This window comes from Alteromonas sp. ABE4_545, from assembly GCF_056161325.1.
Genome location: NZ_JBSWYY010000024.1, coordinates 20,385 through 38,297 on the forward strand (window position 1 = coordinate 20,385; position 17,913 = coordinate 38,297).

17 protein-coding genes are annotated in these 17,913 nt (G+C 47.5%); 4 read left to right on the forward strand and 13 right to left on the reverse strand.

Annotated features, from left to right (window positions below; genetic code table 11):
- Positions 1–3: 3 nt before the first annotated feature.
- Complete coding sequence (locus ACXAH6_RS16640; protein ID WP_474878643.1) at positions 4–345, reverse strand: DUF3630 family protein; 342 nt, start codon at positions 343–345, stop codon at positions 4–6.
- Positions 333–1,760, reverse strand: coding sequence for a protein adenylyltransferase SelO (locus tag ACXAH6_RS16645; protein WP_474878644.1), 1,428 nt, complete (start codon positions 1,758–1,760; stop codon positions 333–335). The genes ACXAH6_RS16640 and ACXAH6_RS16645 overlap by 13 nt, the downstream gene beginning before the upstream one ends.
- Before the next feature lie 135 nt (positions 1,761–1,895).
- Between ACXAH6_RS16645 and ACXAH6_RS16650 the strand changes: the two genes are divergently transcribed.
- Complete coding sequence (locus ACXAH6_RS16650) at positions 1,896–2,576, forward strand: glutathione S-transferase (protein ID WP_474878646.1); 681 nt, start codon at positions 1,896–1,898, stop codon at positions 2,574–2,576.
- 13 nt (positions 2,577–2,589) lie between these two features.
- Here the strand turns inward: ACXAH6_RS16650 and recQ are convergent, their stop codons facing one another.
- Positions 2,590–4,458, reverse strand: a complete 1,869-nt coding sequence (gene recQ, locus ACXAH6_RS16655) for a DNA helicase RecQ (RefSeq protein ID WP_474878648.1) — start codon at positions 4,456–4,458, stop codon at positions 2,590–2,592.
- A 133-nt stretch (positions 4,459–4,591) separates the two neighbouring features.
- On the opposite strand from recQ, the gene ACXAH6_RS16660 reads away from it, so the two are divergent.
- Positions 4,592–5,929 (forward strand): magnesium transporter, encoded by a 1,338-nt coding sequence (locus ACXAH6_RS16660; protein ID WP_474878650.1) that lies wholly within the window; start codon positions 4,592–4,594, stop codon positions 5,927–5,929.
- 148 nt (positions 5,930–6,077) lie between these two features.
- On the forward strand, positions 6,078–7,001 hold the full coding sequence (gene rarD, locus ACXAH6_RS16665) for an EamA family transporter RarD (RefSeq protein WP_474878652.1): 924 nt from the start codon (positions 6,078–6,080) through the stop codon (positions 6,999–7,001).
- A gap of 1 nt (position 7,002) precedes the next feature.
- Here rarD and ACXAH6_RS16670 read toward each other — a convergent pair whose 3' ends face one another.
- Both ACXAH6_RS16670 and uvrD read right to left on the reverse strand, forming a co-directional pair.
- Entirely contained in the window at positions 7,003–8,265 is a 1,263-nt protein-coding gene (locus ACXAH6_RS16670) for a GGDEF domain-containing response regulator (RefSeq protein WP_474878654.1), read from the reverse strand.
- Between the two features lie 34 nt (positions 8,266–8,299).
- Positions 8,300–10,468 (reverse strand): DNA helicase II, encoded by a 2,169-nt coding sequence (uvrD, locus tag ACXAH6_RS16675; RefSeq protein WP_474878655.1) that lies wholly within the window; start codon positions 10,466–10,468, stop codon positions 8,300–8,302.
- Positions 10,469–10,744: 276 nt separating this feature from the next.
- Here uvrD and cysE point away from each other — a divergent pair, with 276 nt between their 5' ends.
- Entirely contained in the window at positions 10,745–11,584 is an 840-nt protein-coding gene (gene cysE, locus ACXAH6_RS16680; protein ID WP_474878656.1) for a serine O-acetyltransferase, read from the forward strand.
- 97 nt (positions 11,585–11,681) lie between these two features.
- Here the strand turns inward: cysE and ACXAH6_RS16685 are convergent, their stop codons facing one another.
- From ACXAH6_RS16685 to ACXAH6_RS16720, 8 genes are read right to left on the reverse strand one after another with little or no spacing between them, the layout of a single operon-like run.
- Complete coding sequence (locus tag ACXAH6_RS16685; protein ID WP_474878658.1) at positions 11,682–12,140, reverse strand: GNAT family N-acetyltransferase; 459 nt, start codon at positions 12,138–12,140, stop codon at positions 11,682–11,684.
- A 3-nt stretch (positions 12,141–12,143) separates the two neighbouring features.
- Positions 12,144–12,863: an HAD-IA family hydrolase gene (locus tag ACXAH6_RS16690; protein ID WP_474878659.1), complete on the reverse strand. Its 720-nt coding sequence runs from the start codon at positions 12,861–12,863 to the stop codon at positions 12,144–12,146.
- Between the two features lie 21 nt (positions 12,864–12,884).
- Positions 12,885–13,823: a tyrosine recombinase XerC gene (locus ACXAH6_RS16695; protein WP_474878661.1), complete on the reverse strand. Its 939-nt coding sequence runs from the start codon at positions 13,821–13,823 to the stop codon at positions 12,885–12,887.
- Positions 13,823–14,524, reverse strand: a complete 702-nt coding sequence (locus ACXAH6_RS16700) for a DUF484 family protein (RefSeq protein WP_474878662.1) — start codon at positions 14,522–14,524, stop codon at positions 13,823–13,825. The genes ACXAH6_RS16695 and ACXAH6_RS16700 overlap by 1 nt, the downstream gene beginning before the upstream one ends.
- Positions 14,521–15,351, reverse strand: coding sequence for a diaminopimelate epimerase (gene dapF / locus ACXAH6_RS16705; RefSeq protein ID WP_474878664.1), 831 nt, complete (start codon positions 15,349–15,351; stop codon positions 14,521–14,523). Before dapF ends, ACXAH6_RS16700 begins: the two co-directional genes overlap by 4 nt.
- A 35-nt stretch (positions 15,352–15,386) precedes the next feature.
- Positions 15,387–16,637 (reverse strand): diaminopimelate decarboxylase, encoded by a 1,251-nt coding sequence (gene lysA / locus ACXAH6_RS16710; protein ID WP_474878666.1) that lies wholly within the window; start codon positions 16,635–16,637, stop codon positions 15,387–15,389.
- Positions 16,637–16,798 (reverse strand): LPS translocon maturation chaperone LptM, encoded by a 162-nt coding sequence (lptM, locus tag ACXAH6_RS16715; RefSeq protein WP_474878668.1) that lies wholly within the window; start codon positions 16,796–16,798, stop codon positions 16,637–16,639. The genes lysA and lptM overlap by 1 nt, the downstream gene beginning before the upstream one ends.
- Before the next feature lie 47 nt (positions 16,799–16,845).
- Positions 16,846–17,913 carry an MJ1255/VC2487 family glycosyltransferase gene (locus tag ACXAH6_RS16720; RefSeq protein ID WP_474878670.1) on the reverse strand — a complete coding sequence of 356 codons (1,068 nt, stop codon included), beginning with the start codon at positions 17,911–17,913 and terminating at the stop codon, positions 16,846–16,848.

Below are 17,913 nucleotides of genomic sequence, written 5' to 3' on the forward strand. Positions count from 1 at the left end.
CTTTTATTGTGCTGCTTTCACATCGGTATTCTCGCACATGGCCAACCACAGCGCATATGTTGCCGATTCACCAGTTTGGTTATTTACCCGGCCTGACAAGGATTCCAGCCAAATCGACTCACATAACCATTCAAGGTTTAACACACAATCCTGCTGGTGTAGCTGGAAAAAGATTTGCGCACGGTCGGCGCCTACATCAAGGCGATAGGACGTTGCGAATAATGCGGCAATGTGTGCCGCCCATTGAGCGATATCGTCAATATCGGGTAATGGTAGGTCAATGTGTATAGCCGACATGTGCCATCGACTTTGCTGCATTAACAAAGCATAGGTTAGCTGCTGCATGACAGTATAGGTTGTTCCGTGTTTTTAGGTGGTAGGTGAAACCGTCGAGTATCATCGTTCAGAACAAAGGGGTTATGCAACGCCTTTAGCAATTCTTCGGTTTCTGTGAAGTCGCCGCCTTCTGCTGCGTCGATAGCCGATTGCAGATAGTGTGTACGGGCAATCACTACAGGGTTGCTTGAGAATAAACTCGATGGAGACCGATCTGTCTGGTTTAGTCTTACGCTTTGATAAGCCCGCCACCATGCATCAAAAGCAGGGCGGTCGACAAAGTGGTCACGTAATGTCGGAGTCGTGAGTGCAATGTCTGTTTCTGCAAGTAAGCGAAAGCTGTAATTGTAATCACTCTGTTGTGATTCGAGCAGTTGTAACCACTGGTTAACCAGATTAATGTGATTGTTGCTTTCTTCCAACCCTAAACGCATTAACATTCGTTGCTGGAATTGGGCGATAAAGGTGGGTTCAAATTGTCCCAATGCCGCTTTTAACTCATCGACACTGCAGTAATCTGAGAAGCTGTACGCCAAGGCATTTAAGTCCCATAACGCCACGCCAGGCTGGCGATCGAATGCGTAACGTCCCTCGTGATCAGAATGGTTGTAAACCGCAGAGGAGACAAAATTGTCTATAAACGCGTAAGGGCCATAATCAAAGGTAATTCCATGAATCGACATGTTGTCAGTATTCATAACACCGTGCACAAAGCCGTAGGCTTGCCACAGGGCAATCATGCGTGCAGTGCGCAGCGTGATTTGAGCCAACATGGCTGCAACCGGGTTGTCGGCTTGTCGGCATTCAGGGAAATGATGCCGTAGGGTGTACTGAACTAACGCGTCGAGTTTAACTTTGTCTCCACTATGGAAAAAGTATTCAAAATGCCCAAACCGGATGTGACTAGGCGCCATTCTGATCATCATAGCGCCATATTCCGGTTGTTCTCTATACACCCATTCTTCACTAGTCAGCAGGCACAAAGAGCGAGATGTAGGAATACCCAAATGATGAAGTGCTTCACCAGCTATGTATTCTCTGATTGTTGAGCGTAAAACCGCTCTGCCGTCGGCATGACGAGAATAGGGTGTTGGGCCTGCGCCTTTGAGGTGCAAATCCATTGTATTGCCGGCGCTGTCGGTGAGTGCGCCCAAGAGTAAACCTCGACCGTCACCGAGCATAGGGTTCCACTGTCCAAACTGGTGACCACCGTATTTTTGCGCCACAGAGCGCTGGTTGAGTTCACCGCGATCCGCAAATAACGCCTGATGTAATCCCTCTGAACTTCGCCACGACGCAGGCACGTGAAATTGCTCAGCTAATTCAGTGTTCAGTAGGGCAAGTTTACTGTGTTGTAAAGCTTTTGGCGTGACCCGGCTAACGAGATCGGGGAGTGATTCAGCATAGTGGTGAGTGAGTTGCAAAAGAGGCCCTCTTTAGTGCACAAAAAGTCCAGTTGAGACTAAACCTTTTTTGTTCAATGACTGTACTAGGCTTGTTGAAAGATTAATATAGTGTACGGCGCGTTGGCGCAAACTTGTCACGATAGAGGATATCCTATGGCATCTGAACCCAAATTCATATTACATCACCTGAATAATTCACGTTCACAGCGAATCCTGTGGCTACTCGAAGAATTAGCACTTGAATACACCATTATTCGATATGAGCGCGACCCTAAGACCAATCTCGCGCCAGACGCTTTAAAAGCAGTACATCCATTAGGTCGCTCACCGGTTTTATCCACGCCAGACGGTGTACTTGCCGAGTCAGGTGCTATTGTCGAATATTTGGTAAATCACTACGCACAAAACCACTTTAAAACCCCGACAGACAAGAAAAACTATCAAGACTACTTGTTCTGGTTACATTTTGCAGAAGGGTCAATGATGCCACCTTTAGTGGCAACTTTGGTGCTCAATAAAGCGCGCGAAAAAGCGAAGCCATTTTTTATCAAACCCATCGTTAATAAACTCGTTGATAAAATTATGGCCGCTTATTATGGACCGAACATGCAACAGAACATGCAGTTTATTGAAGATTATCTCACCGAGCATCCGTGGTTTGCCGGAGATGCCCCAACAGGCGCTGATGTGCAAATGTTGTTTCCTTTGGAAACGCTACTGATTCGCAGCAAAGGCGCATCATTGCCGGCTATCAAAAGCTATGTTGAACGCATACATGCTCGACCAGCTTACCAAGCTGCATTGGCCAAAGGTGGGCAATACGATTACGCGTGAGCGCAGTGCTCTCTTAGCCCTCATGCCCAAGCGAGTTAAGCGTGTCTTTATTCATATAATCGTCGATAAGTTGGATAAAGGCATCGCCGTAGCGTTCTAGTTTGGTCTTTCCTACACCACTGACGGCAAGCATACCCTCATGGCTGGTGGGCTGTTTGTCGGCCATGTCTGCTAACGAGGCATCACTGAATATTACAAAAGGTGGAACATCGTGTTCGTTCGCCAAAGCTTTACGCAAATGCTTAAGGCGTTGAAACAGCGCTTTGTCATAGTTACTCGGTGTTTGCTTAGCCTTTTTAGTTGGAGCAAACTCTAAACGCGGGGCGGCCAAAAGTAGCGCTACATCGCCTTTGAGCACTGGGCGAGCGGCTTCGGTAAGGCGCAATACCGCGTGATTAGCCACGTCTACCCGTAGCAAGCCTTGATGCACTAATTGATTAATAATATTGTGCCAATATAAATCACTGTGTTCTTTGCCGATGCCGTAGGTTGAGAGTTTATCGTGCCCCGACTCTTGAATACGCTTCAGTGCCCTGCCTCTCAATACATCAATAACATACTGACTAGCGGCAGATTGTTGCAAGCGTAAGATACAGCTCAATACTTTTTGACTGATGACTAAGCCGTCAATCATTTTCGGCGGGTCTAAACAAATATCGCAGTTGCCACAGCCGCTGTCACTGTATTGTGAAAAGTAATTGAGTAAGACTTGTCGGCGGCAGGTTTGGGCTTCAGCAAACGCCTCCATTGCGGCGAATTTTTGGAGTTCTATTGCGTTGCGTTCGGCAATTTCGCCTTGATCAATCCATTGGCGAATGCGTGCACTGTCTTTTTCATCGAATAAAAGTAGCGCTTCAGCGGGCAAGCCATCTCGGCCAGCGCGCCCAGTTTCTTGATAATAACCCTCAATACTGCGGGGCACGTCGTGGTGGACGACATAGCGCACGTTAGACTTGTTAATCCCCATACCAAAGGCGACGGTCGCTACTACAACGTCGACTTTATCGGTAAGGAATTGGCGTTGTACGAATTCTCGCTCGTCAGCATCGAGGCCTGCATGGTAGGCGGCACAACGCACGCCTTGTTTGTATAACTTACGATTTAAATCGTCGACTTTGGCGCGACTGTTACAGTAGATAATGCCGCTGCCGTCTTGTTGCTTAACGTAATCGACGACTTGTTCGAAGGCTTTGTATTTGGCCATTACGCGATAGCGAATGTTGGGTCTGTCGAACGAGCCTTTAAATACCAAGGGCTCAACAAGGTTTAACTGAGTCAGAATATCCACTTGTGTTGTGGCATCGGCGGTAGCGGTTAAACCCACTAATGGAATGGTTGGGAAGCGCGCTTTTATCGTTCCCAGTCCACGGTAATCTTGGCGAAAATCATGCCCCCAATGAGAGACACAATGTGCTTCATCAATGGCAAACAAGTTGATATTGAGTTGCGACAACGTATTGAGAAAACCCGGCTGCAATAAGCGCTCGGGTGAGACGTACAGAAGGTCAAATTCCTGATTACAGAACTTGGTGTACGTTACTTGATAATCTTCTGGTGCCAACGTTGAATTGAGGTAGGCCGCTTTTACGCCGGATTCGGCCAACTGTTCAACTTGGTCCTGCATTAACGAGATCAGTGGCGAAACCACGATGGCGGTTCCGCTTCGTACCAATGCCGGAATTTGGTAGCACAGAGATTTTCCTCCCCCCGTTGGTAGCAATACCAGGGCATCACCGCCGTCAACAAGATGGTTGATGACGTCTTCTTGGCCGTCTCTGAACGAGTCGTAACCGAATACCTCCGATAGTACGGATAAAGGAGTAGGCGTTGATAGTGTGCTGTGTGCCGGCTCAGCGTCCGGTAAGACTGATGATGTCGTCATGATGGTGCGTATTCTACGTTTTTTTTTCGACAGGTTCACTCCGAGAAGCGTGGTTTTTATATCAAGCGTTGTAGCTTGAGGTATAATTATCTGAAACAGAACGCATTATGGGCAACTGCCCAGAGGTAGTGGAATGGCTGAGCCTTTACCAGAATTGATTGAAGAGATTGTCGCTGACAATGGACAAGACGACCTCACAAGCTTAGTGAACAATATGGTGTCTCAAGAAGATGCCGATATTGCCTATGTGATGGAGTCGTTGCCACTCGAACGTCGTTTTGAGGTGTGGGAGTTACTACCTCGTCATCGCAAATTAAGCGTGCTGGTGGAAATGCGTAGCGACCCTCGGGAGCCATTGATCGACGTAGTGTCGAACGAAGAGTGGAAAGCGCTATTTGCCGATATTGAAGCCGAAGACTTACTTGAGTTGATGGACTCGATGCCCAACCGATTGGTCGAAATGGCCTATGCCGAGTTGGACTCGCAGCAACAAGATTACTTCCGAGATGCGACCCAGTTTGCCGATGACCAAGTGGGTCACTGGATCAGCCACGAACTAATGGTGCTGCCGCTGAATGCCAAAGTACGCGACGGATTGCGTTTGATTAGGCGAGAAGTACCCATGCATTGTGACACCGTATTTTTGGTGAACCGGTCTGGGCAGTTTTCAGCAGCAGTGAAGTTAACAAAGGTCTTTAAAGCACCTGAGCACATCCCGTTGGTTGATCTCATTGAAGAGTCGATGCCGGTGTTGAAAGGGCAGGATGAAAGCACCGCGGCTTCATTACAGGTGCAACGCAGTGGCTATGGCGCGCTGCCGGTTGTTGACGATAACAATAAGCTGCTAGGCCGGTTAGACATTACCGCCGCCAGTGAATTAATTAATGAGTTCTATGAACGCCAAGTGATGGCTTCGGCGGGTATGGATGAAGACGAAGATTTATTTGCACCAGTTGCTAAAAGTGCCAAAAGTCGCGCCTTGTGGTTGGGCATTAACCTGTTAACTGCTTTTCTTGCCTCGTGGTTTATTGGCCTGTTTGAGGCCACCTTGTCTCAGGTAGTGGCGCTAGCGGTATTAATGCCGGTAGTGGCGAGTATGGGGGGCATTGCCGGTAGCCAAACCCTGACTCTGATTGTGAGAGGCCTAGCGTTGGGGCAAGTAAACAGCGCCAACTTAAAGGCGTTGATGGTCAAAGAACTGAAAGTTGGGGGCGTCAATGGCGTTATCTGGTCGATTGTGATCGGCGTGGTCGCCGTGATTTGGTTTGCTGATGGTCTGTTAGGTTTAGTTATTTGCTTGGCCATACTGTTCAATATTGTAGCTGCTGCCATTGCGGGCGTGTGTGTACCTGTGGTGTTGAACAAGTTAAAAATCGACCCTGCCCTTTCAGGGTCGGTAATTTTGACTACCGTTACCGATATTGTCGGTTTCGTTGCATTCCTTGGCTTGGGAACCCTGTTTTTATTGTAACGCTCTAGCGTGATTGCTGAACGTCGTGGTTTCAGCCACGGCGTATGAGCTAAATGCGTTAAATGTCGCTAATTTGGCAGATTAGTCGTCTTGTCTTGTCACTGCATTTAACGCATGATCCCACCTCGTAAATTCAAAGGATCGTGTCTTGACCGCTCAGCCTAATTCAAATGCCGGAAATCAAACTCAATCCGGTATTTTATTCGCTATTTCTGCTTACACCATGTGGGGTATCGCGCCGCTTTACTTTAAGCAAATCGCGCAAATTCCGGCATTGGAAATACTCATGCACCGCATTGTATGGTCAGTGGCGTTTTTATTGCTTCTCGTCGTTGTACTCAATCAAAAGAATAAGGTGTTGGCGGCAATTCGCTCGCCTAAAACATTGAGTGTGATAGCAGGAGCGAGCGTGTTGTTGGCGGGCAACTGGTTGCTTTTCATTTGGGCGATAAATAACGGTCACCTGATGGAAGCGAGCCTAGGCTATTACATCAACCCTTTACTTAACGTGCTGCTTGGGCGTGTTGTGTTAGGCGAAACTTTGCGACCGTTACAGAAAGTGGCGGTAGGCCTGGCGGCGTGTGGTGTGGGTTTTATGTTGGTTGTTCATGGCCAGCTACCATGGATAGCGCTGGCATTGGCAGGCAGTTTTGGTATTTATGGTTTGATACGTAAACAAGCGCCCGTTGATTCTTTGCCGGGGTTAGCCATCGAAACCACAATTTTATTACCCATTGCACTGATTTACTGGGCAATGTTTGCGTCGTCGCACAGCGACATGACGACCAACCCATTAGATTTGAATCTATGGTTAATGGCGGCAGGTATTGTGACCACGTTACCTCTGTTGTGTTTTACTGCTGCCGCAAAGCGCATCATGTACTCAACGCTGGGCTTTTTTCAATACATTGGCCCAACTATCATGTTTGTACTGGCAATCACTCTGTATGACGAACCTATGGCCCCAGCTCGATTAGCCACGTTCGGTTTTGTGTGGGCGGCGTTGGTGTTGTTTAGTGCTGACTCATTGCGGGTTTATCGCAAACAACGCAAAGCACTAAAAATCAGCTGACCTAATGGTTTACAGGTTTTGGTAAGTCACTCATCACGACGTTTCGGCCGCTGTCTTTAGCTTTGTATAGTAGCTTGTCAGCGGTGCCGAGTAATGCTTCAAGGTTGTTATCTTTACTCAAGGTTACGCCGATACTCGCAGTAACCGAGAATGTGTGTTCTTGATGTTTTAACACCTGTTTGGCAATGTTTTGTCTAAATGCATTGAGTCTGACGAGTACTTCGGGCGCAGACACGTCCGCGAAGTAAATACAGAATTCTTCACCACCAAATCGCGCTGCCAGCATATCGCCAAATGCGAGTCCAATTTCTTTGGCGACATGCTTGAGGGCAATGTCTCCCGCGTCATGACCATAGTTATCATTAATGCGTTTGAAGAAATCTAAATCGACCAACGCCAATGCTTGGCACTTTGGTTGGCGGCGTTTAATTTGGTTAAAGGTATAGAAGAAGTGTCGACGGTTCGGTAAACCAGTGAGGTAATCGGTATTGGCCGCTTTCCTAATGGCTTCTACGTTTTCTATCATTTCTAAACTTTGCATGATCCGACATAAAAACTCTTCATGGCAGAAAGGCTTACGCAAAAAGTCATTCGCCCCGCTTTTGATAAAACGGGCTGAAAATAGAGCGGTGGTATCTTCTGACAACCCAATGATGGCTAATTCTTCTTTGGTGTAAGAACGACGTAAGTCTGCAATGAGTTGCGTTGGGCTCATATCTGTCACACTGGCATCAACCAGCGCAATTTTTATATTGGGATTTTCCTGTAGAAAAGACAGGCCATCTTTCGCTGACCCAGCCTCGAAGGTACAAATATTGTGACGGCGTAACAATGACCCCATGCTTGCTCGACTGCGTCGTTTAGGGTCGATAATCAGTACACCGATTTGCTTGTTTTTTTCCATCCGGCTCAATAGCCGACTCAAGTAGTCATACACCTGCGCGTTTTCTTTGGGAATATAATCTACCACTTCACGCCGCAACACCGATTGCCGTGTTTCATCATCGACATAAGCGGTGACCACAATACTTGGAATATAGGCATCAATGGTAAAATCGATGGCTTCGCCTTCAGGTGCATCTGGGAGGTGATAATCCACAATTGCGCAAAGGTAATCTTCGGGATGAGAATGGCCAAACCGTAACTTCGCTTCGGCCAAAGAGCACGCGCAAACTGGCTCCAAGCCCGCTTGTTCAACGAGCTTCACGACCAGATTCAAGCTGGAACGAGTATCTTCGATCACCAGTACTTTACGTTGCATCATTACATCAGTTTCTCGGTGGGAACTAAAGCATAGACTAAATTACTTCAAGTTTTGCATATGACAACATGAGCCACTTACTTCCCAGCTCATCGAAGTTCACCTGAATACGAGCTGATTCGCCCGCACCTTCGAAATTTAACACGACACCGTCGCCAAACTTACGATGGCGAACTCGCTGACCCAACTGAAATTGCGTTTCTTCAAAAACTTGATGAGACGTGGCACTGCTGAATCGGTTGTGAGCAGGGCGCGTGACAGTCGACTTTAATCGCACCTCTTCAATGCAATCAGTGGGTATTTCTCGAATAAACCGTGACGGAGTATGATACTTATCTTGTCCATAAACGCGTCGGCTTTCGGCGTAGGTGATAAATAGTTTCTTCATTGCTCGCGTCATGCCAACGTAACACAGACGGCGTTCTTCTTCCATTCTGCCGGGTTCTTCATTGGTCATTTGGCTTGGGAACATGCCTTCTTCGACACCAGCCATAAATACCAATGGGAACTCCAAGCCTTTAGCTGTGTGAATGGTCATCATCTGCACGGCATCTTGATCGTCTTTGGCTTGAGTCTCACCAGCTTCCAATGATGCATGCGCTAAAAACGCCGCCATTGGCGTCATGGTTTCGGCTTCTTCTGGCACAATAAATTGTTTGCAAGCGGTGACCAATTCTTCCAAGTTTTCCAGTCGAGCTTGGGCTTTTTCGCCGCGTTCTGCTTGGTACATCGCGTACAGCCCCGATTGCTTGATGGCATGGTCGGCTTGTTTTTCTAACGGCAAGGGAGCGACAGCTGCTTCCATATCTAAAATCATACTGACAAACGCTTGTAAGGCACTGGCAGCACGACCCTTTAAACCTTTTTCGTCGAGCAAGGTTTGGCTGGCTTGCCACATCGACAGTTCTCTTGCTCGGGCTGTCTCTCGTACCGTTGCCAAGGTTCGTTCACCCAACCCGCGACTTGGGGTGTTGACCACACGTTCAAAGGCGGCATCATCGTGAGGGTGATTGACCATGCGCATATAGCCAAGTGCGTCTTTAATTTCTTGGCGTTCGAAGAATCGCAGACCACCGTAAATACGGTAAGACAAACCTTGATGCAGTAGGGCTTCTTCCAATACTCGAGACTGGGCGTTGTTGCGATACAGCACAGCGCATTCTCGAAGTAAGTTACCCTGGTTATGCCAGTCTTTGATTTGACTGACAATAAATCGGGCTTCGTCTAAATCATTAAAGCCCGCGTACAGTGAAATGGGCTCACCTTTGTCACCCTCGGTCCACAACTCTTTGCCAAGACGGCCTGAGTTGTTGTCGATCACCGCGTTCGACGCTTTCAAAATGGTGCTGGTAGACCGGTAATTCTGTTCTAAGCGAATAGTGTCGACGTCTTTAAAGTCACGTAAAAAGTGATGAATGTTTTCAACATTTGCACCGCGCCAGCCGTATATCGACTGGTCGTCGTCGCCTACAATCATAATGTTGTTGTCTTGATTACACAGTAATCGCAACCAAGCGTATTGAATATTGTTGGTATCTTGGAATTCGTCGACCAGAATAGCGCGAAAACGGCGTTGATAATGGGCCAATAATTCAGGGTTTTTAACTAGAAGTTCATGGGCTCGCAAAAGCAGTTCGGCAAAGTCGACCAAGCCGGATCGATCGCAGGCATCTTGATAAGCCGCATAAATGTCGCGCATTTTTTGCTGCGTGTGGTCGTGATGCGTATCAATATGCTGAGGCCGTAAACCCTCGTCTTTGTTGCCGTTGATGTACCATTGAATCTGACGCGGTGGCCAGTGTTTTTCGTCGAGGTTCAGCGCTTTGAGAATGCGACGAATAAGACGGTATTGATCATCAGAATCAAGAATTTGGAAGTTCTCAGGTAAACCCGCTTCGGTATGATGGCTACGCAACAAGCGATGAGCTAAGCCGTGGAAGGTACCGATCCACATGGTGTTCAGTGGTCGCCCCATCAAGGACTCGATACGCCCTTTCATCTCCCGAGCCGCCTTGTTGGTAAAGGTAACGGCGAGAATACTGTACGGGGCGATGTTCTCGACGTCCATCAACCACGCAATACGGTGAACCAAAACCCGTGTTTTACCACTACCTGCACCTGCTAGTACGAGCATGTTAGAGAGTGGCGCTGCCACTGCCTCGCGCTGCTTGTCATTCAGCTCGTTGAGGAGTCGTGATACATCCATAAAACGTCTTACCTGATTCTTTGTCGTATTCTTATCATTGGGCTGCGCAGTATGCCATTAAGCTGTGCTTTTATACAGGATTTGCGGTAAATCTTTGTTAAATACCAGTACGGTATCGCGGTAACAACAACGCAAGTGGTACGCTAACCAAGGCGCTAGCGACGATATTTTGTTAACTTTATCGGTTCTGTGGGGTAATTTAACGAAATTCATTGCCATTGACTTGAATTTCGCCAAAATACGCCAATCATGTGCTTACCCCTGTAGGTGGGCGAAATGAACCCTTTAGCGAGTAATGTTATGCAAGCAATCACTGAATCAGCCGACTTTTGGCTCACGTTGAAGCAAGAATCTCGACGTATCATCGAAGAAGAACCGCTACTGGCGAGCTTTATTCATGCTTGTATTCTCACTCATCACAACTTTGAAGCGTCGTTAAGTTTTATTCTATCTAACAAGATGGCTGACGATGTGATGCCGGCAATAGCGATTCGAGAAGTCTTTGAAGAAGCCTATTTGCTTGAACCGGCGATAACCGAAGCGGCGATTGAAGATATCAAAGCTGTGGTTAATCGAGACCCCGCGGTGACAGACTACCTCACAGTGTTGATTCACTTTAAGGGCTTTCAATCTATTCAAGTGCATCGCCTCGCTCATTATTTGTGGCAGCAAGGCCGTCATCAGCTCGCTCTGTTTTTACAAAGCCGTAATTCAGAAGCGTATGGGGTCGACATTCATCCTGCTGCACGTATTGGTAAAGGCGTTATGTTTGACCATGCAACCGGTATTGTGGTTGGTGAAACCGCTGTTATCGAAGACAATGTCTCGGTACTGCAAAACGTCACCTTAGGAGGGACGGGGAATGAGTCGGGTGATCGCCACCCTAAAATTCGCCAAGGTGTGATGCTTGGGTCGGGTGCGAAAGTGTTGGGCAATATTGAAATTGGCGAAGGCTCAAAAGTCGGTGCGGGCAGCGTTGTTCTAAATGATGTGCCGCCTCATGTAACCGTTGTTGGTGTGCCCGCGAAAGTGGTGGGACGACCAACTTGCAAGCGCCCTTGCGACTCTATGCGTCAAAATGTCTTGGAAGATAACGGCCCGATTGAAGCAGAATAGTTCCGGCTATTTTCACTGTTAGCGCCAACCAGAAGTCTTACCTTCAGCCCTTCATCACTGTTGCATGCGCACGTGTTCCTAGCGGGGGCAGCGCTTGCTACAGCACTTTGGTCATGCAAATACTGTGAGGGTCGTGCCGATAGTTGGCGAAAGGCTCGCATTCGGCAAAACCGAATTTTCGATAGAGCGCATGAGCGGGATAGAAAAACGCCATTGAGCCTGTTTCTAAACTTACCCGCTTTATTCCTTGTAGTTCCGCCTGCTCTAATATAAATGACAACATAATAGAGGCAATACCTTGTCCTCTCGCGTTGGCATCGGTACGCATAGATTTAATTTCTGCGTGTTCGTTGTCTAGCTGTTTTAATGCACCACAAGCTAAAATGGCCCCCGTGCCATCCGTTAATGTCCAAAACTGAATGTTAGACTGACGCAAACCGTCTAAATCTAGTGCATGTACACTTTCAGGCGGCGAGGTAGCATGCATATCATCTAAATGCGCTTGTAAAAACGCTTTAATTGCAGGGCTATGTAAATCATCTCGCTGAATTTGCACGGTTCACTCAACTAAGGTTAACAGATCAGAAAAACGCGATAGCTTTACTGAAGGCAAAATAGGTACCGTTTCCTGATTAAACGCCATTGCGCGATTCATTGCAAACCAAGCCGTATGAAAGCCCGCTTTGTGTGCGCCTAACACGTCTTTTTCAAGGTTGTCGCCAACGTGTAGTATTTGCCCAGGTTTGAGGTTGAGTAGTGCAGAGGCTTCATCAAACATGTGACGATGAGGCTTCATCGGGCGTGAGAGGCTGGCGTGAAAAATGTGTGTAAAGTACGGTGCTATACCAATGGCGTCAGCATTTACATTACCGTTGGTAATACCAACCAATGGAATGCGGCGCGATAAAGTATCGAGCACGTCACAGATTTCGGGCGATACGCTAAAGTCACTTCGTGCTGTATAGAAGTGCTCAAAGCATCGGTTTGTTGCTTGTTCCAGTGCCACTGGCGCCAAGTTTTCGGCCGCCAAAACGGTGCGTAAACCCAGTCGCCGGAGTTCACTCATGTCTGACGCCAAAGCTGGGTTGGCGCGAAGCAACGATTTCTGAATTTGTCGCCAAGACGAAATATACGTATCGTGGGCAAGGGGGTAGTCTTGTGCCAGTAACGTTAACAAAGCTGTATTGGCTTGAGCAATAACCGGCTCGTTGTTGTACAGGGTATCGTCGAGATCGAATGTCATTGCCTGTGGTCGTGGCAGCGCCCGAAAAAATTGCATTATGAATACCTGTTCTTATATTTACTCTTGGTTTTTCTTGCGTTTAGCTCTTGGGTGGGCTGAGTCGTATACCTTGGCTAAATGCTGAAAATCCAAATGCGTATACACTTGTGTTGTAGACAAATTGGCATGCCCTAACAACTCTTGTACGGCGCGTAAGTCGCCGCTAGATTCTAATACGTGTGTGGCGAAAGAATGGCGCAACTTGTGAGGGTTTACGTTTTGTCCCACGGCTTGTTGTTCTGCCATATGCTTGAGGCGGTTTGCGACCTGTCGATTTGAAATACGGGTTTTGCGCTTACTCACAAAAATAGCGCTTTCGTACTCACTGGCATAGTCTCGTCTTACTTTTAGCCAGTCATTCAAAGCATGTTGTGCCTGTCGGCCAATGGGTAATACGCGCTGTTTGTTTCCCTTACCCGTTACTCGTAAAGTGCCGTCGCGCTGATAGTCAGCCAAGTTTAAACTGGTGAGTTCATTTAAACGCAAGCCACAACCATACATCAATTCAAACATAGCCTGATCCCGACACGCCATGGCAGCGTATTCTTCGTCTGAGCCTGAGCGTGACAACAAATGCTGCATTTCGTCGACAGACAGTTGTTTGGGAAGTGGTTTACCTTGTTTTGGGGCTTGAATGCCATCAACCGGATCGGTTGAAAGTTGCTGATGCTCGATGAGATATTGGCAAAATGTTCGCAATGCGGATAAACGCAAGGCAATACTGCGTGGTTGTAAACCTGCTTCCCGTGCCGTTTTCATACTGCGCTTTATGTCGGCAGGCATAATTGAAGACCAGTCTTCTAAATACAGATCATGAGCGACAGCGCTTAACTGCCGTTTGTAATTTAAAATGGTGTGTTCCGACAAGCCTCGCTCTACGCGCAGGTGAAGGAGGAATTTATCGAGCCAATGCTGACATTGTTCACTGAGCGGGGGTATTTCAGCCTGATTCGGCATTAGTACGGCAATAACCGAGGAAGCATATTGCTCAGTATCTGTTTAAGTTGGTCGAGCAATAAGGTGTCCATATCTGGTGTGAAATGGCCCGCACTCGCGCTGCCTACTGCCAGAATACCCACATGAGGCCCTTCGCCGAGTAAAATTAAAGCGGCAGATTCTGCAATTTCTCCATCACCAAACACCACTTGTTTTTCATGCTGTGACAGGCGGCCAAAGAAATAATCGTCCTGCTTAAAACGCTTTTCCATCAACAATCTACGCTGTAATTCAGGGAGTGCGTGTGGCCCTTTAAACATGTGTAAACTCAAGCTTGATAAGCCAAGTCGGTCGAGTAATGCATGTTCGAGATGTTTGTGAACATCATTCATTGAAGTTGCGCGCAACAGTTGTAGGTTTAAATCACCATATACGCGATAAATACGCTCATTTTGCTTCGCAACACCAATGAGTTGGTTCAATTTGTAATTGAGCTGGCGTACTTTTTTACGCAACTGGTCGCTTTGTAGTTCGACCAGCGAAATGCTGCCTCTGTGTTCATGGGGAATAGACAGTTGCTCTGATAGTTCAGGATGGCGAGCAAAAAAATCAGGGTTCTTTAGCAAGTAAGCACGAATATCGGCATCGGTTAATTCTGTGCCGTCGTCAAATCGAGGGTCCAGTGCTATCGGTGCTTTTGAATGTCCTGCTGTGTCGCTCATAGCGTTATTTGTCCATCATAAACGTGTTCTGCTGGCCCCGTCATTTTGAGGGCGTTGCCCGGACCTTGCCAGCGAATTTGCAAACTGCCACCGGGCAAATCTACCCGTACATCTTTCCCTAATTTCCCTTGAATGTGTCCAACGGCTACGGCTGCACATGCGCCACTGCCACAGGCCAAGGTTTCTCCTGAACCACGCTCAAACACTCTGAGTTTGATATGGTTGTCTGCGAGCTTTTGCATAAAGCCTACATTAACACCTTCTGGAAAACGCTCGTGTTTCTCCACCAATGGGCCTATGGTGGCCACGTCGGCTGTATCTACGTCGTCGACTTCAATAACACAATGTGGGTTACCCATAGAGGCCGCGCCACAAAATAACGTGTGCTCATCCGCGCGAACAAGGTAGGTTTTTTCTTCTTTGTTCGCCTTTAAGGGAATTTTTGCTGGATCAAACTCCGGCACACCCATGTTCACGGTAACCTGACCATCTTTTTCCAGATATAGCACCATGCGACCCGCTTTTGTGCTGACCATGATTTTGTTGCGGTTGATTAGCCCTTTGAGTTTTACAAAACGAGCAAAACAGCGCGCGCCATTACCGCATTGTTCAACTTCAGACCCGTCTGCGTTGAAAATGCGATAATGAAAATCTTGGTCGGGGTCGTAGGGCGGCTCGACCATTAATAGTTGGTCGAAGCCAATACCAAAATTACGGTCAGCAAGCTTCTGTATCTTTTCCTTACTAAAAAAGACATTCTGCGTAACGTTATCAATGACCATAAAGTCATTGCCAAGACCGTGCATTTTGGAAAATTGAACTACCATGAACCGTGCTACTGAATATTTGTACTGCTGCTAGTTTACGTAAGTTTGTGCTCACCTTTCCAGAGATCTTTTTGATTTTCTCTCTCTCGGACCACAATTACTTTGTCGCCGTCTACCATGATTTCGGCGGGGCGGCAGCGGCTGTTATAGTTCGAAGCCATTACAAACCCATAAGCACCGGCGCTGCGCACTGCCAGTAAATCACCGGGAGCAATCGCTAATTCACGGTCTTTACCTAAGAAATCACCGGTTTCACAGACTGGGCCTACCACGTCATACACTTTCGCAGTTGCGGTTGTATTTGGTACCACGGGAATGATGTTTTGCCACGCTGAGTACAATGAAGGGCGAATCAGGTCATTCATTGCCGCATCGACAATCGCGAAATTCTTTTCTTCGCCTTCTTTTAAAAATTCAACTTCGGTGACTAATATGCCTGCGTTAGCCGCAATCGCTCGGCCAGGTTCCATAATCAATTTCAAGTTTTCACGACCCACCATCTTTTCAGCGATGGCTTCGGCATAAGCTTTAGGGTGCGGCGGTTGTTCGTTGTTATAGGTCACACCTAAACCACCTCCCACATCTAAGTGAGAAATGTGAATGCCTTTGGTAGCGAGTTCGTCAATTAGTAGCAAAAGTCTGTCTAATGCATCTACGAAAGGGCCGATTTCTGTGAGTTGCGAGCCGATATGGCAGTCCATACCTTTTACATCTAAGCCGGGAAGGCTAGCGGCTAGTTCGTAAGTCTCAATGGCCTTTTCACGGGCGATCCCAAACTTATTAGCTTTAAGGCCAGTTGAAATATACGGGTGGGTCTTAGCGTCAACGTCTGGGTTAATACGCAATGAAATAGGGGCCGACTTACCCATTTCAACGGCCACTTCACTGATCCGATAGAGCTCGGCTTCAGACTCAACGTTAAAACACAAAATACCTTGCTCAAGGCCGTAACGAATTTCGTCTTTTTTCTTACCAACACCTGAAAACACAACTTTACTCGCGTCGCCGCCAGCTTCGATTACACGTGCCAGTTCACCGCCAGAAACAATGTCGAAACCTGAACCGAGTTTGGCTAATACACTCAACACACCTAAGTTGGAGTTGGCTTTAATTGCATAGCAAATAAGATGCGGGTGACTACCTAGTGCATCATCGAAAGCTCGCCAATGGCGCTCAAGAGTAGCGCGAGAGTAAATATAAACCGGTGTTTGGTGCGTGTTGGCAATATCAGCTACTGGCACTGACTCGGCATGTAATACGTTGTCTTGATAAGTGAAGTGATCCACTACTGTTGTTCTCCAGACTCTTCAGGGGCCGACGTAGGTTGTGTGGTAGACGGAGGTGTGGTTTGCGCTTTTTCTTCAGGTAGGTACAGCGCACCGCGATACCCGCAAGCAGTGACAAATAAGGTGCATAGCACACAGCAAAAAAGACGCTTAAACGACACAATTAACCCCTAAATAACAAATGTGCCGTTATCATCGCATTGCAAGGCTAAATTGCAAGCGACATTAAGCGTTCTCGTGTTTTATCACCAAATTTTACTTGCTTCCACATTGCTTCGCAGAGTGCGTGGGTTTGTTCCCATTTGCCCGCCACTATCCAGTCGAGAAAGGGGCTTGGGTCGTCGGGGTAGGTAATTGCTTCGCTGGCGGGTTCATCTAGCCATTCTTCTACAATATCAGTGTCGAGTTGGAATAGGGTTTGGCATTGGCCCAGTTGATTCAATACCAACACATTCGAGAGTTGTTCAAATTGGCCGTGCAGAGGTTTTATCAGAAGCTTTTTGCCTAACTGCATGGCCTCGCTAGACAGCTCAAACCCACCGTTTCCTATAACCCCCGTGCAATGCTGCAACGCGTGCTGGAATTTTTGTTTTGACGTCGGGCGCCAATGTATATGACCGCAATCGAGAGGTTCACTTATCGCAGGGTGAAAACACAAGAATACTTGGTCACTTAATGGTTCAAGCATTTGTTGAATGTCGTTGATATCCTCAAACGGGAGATACACCAGTACATGGGCATGGCTAGGGTGAGAGACTGGCTTGTCTACCACAAACGGTGGCAGTATTTGGCTGTTAAAATGAAACCAGTGTACGCCTAACTGAATGTCTGTTGGGGCAAAGTAGCGCATGATTAGCCTGTCGGCCAGTGTTTCTCCATCGCGGGGAACAGGTTGGGAGAAAGACGCCTGATGACTGACCGAAATCGACTTTATCCCTTGTTTTTTTGCAGCCCACGCCGTCACCGGTTCAAAGTCATTGAGCAGGAGATCGTAGCCACTGGCATCGAAGTGTTTTATATCTTTGATCAGTTGCCGTGGCTTGGCTTGTAATACGGTTTGTACTTTGTCGACACGCCCTTTTTGGCTAATAAAGCTCAATCCATCAAAGGTTCGATAATTACCAAAACATTCCATGTCAAAATACTTTTCGGGAGCGCGACCAGAAAACACAAAATCGACAGACATATCAGAGCGATTGGCCATTGTGGCGGCCATAATGCGGGCACGGGCAATGTGACCGTTGCCGGTCCCTTGCACACCGTAAAGTATCTTCAT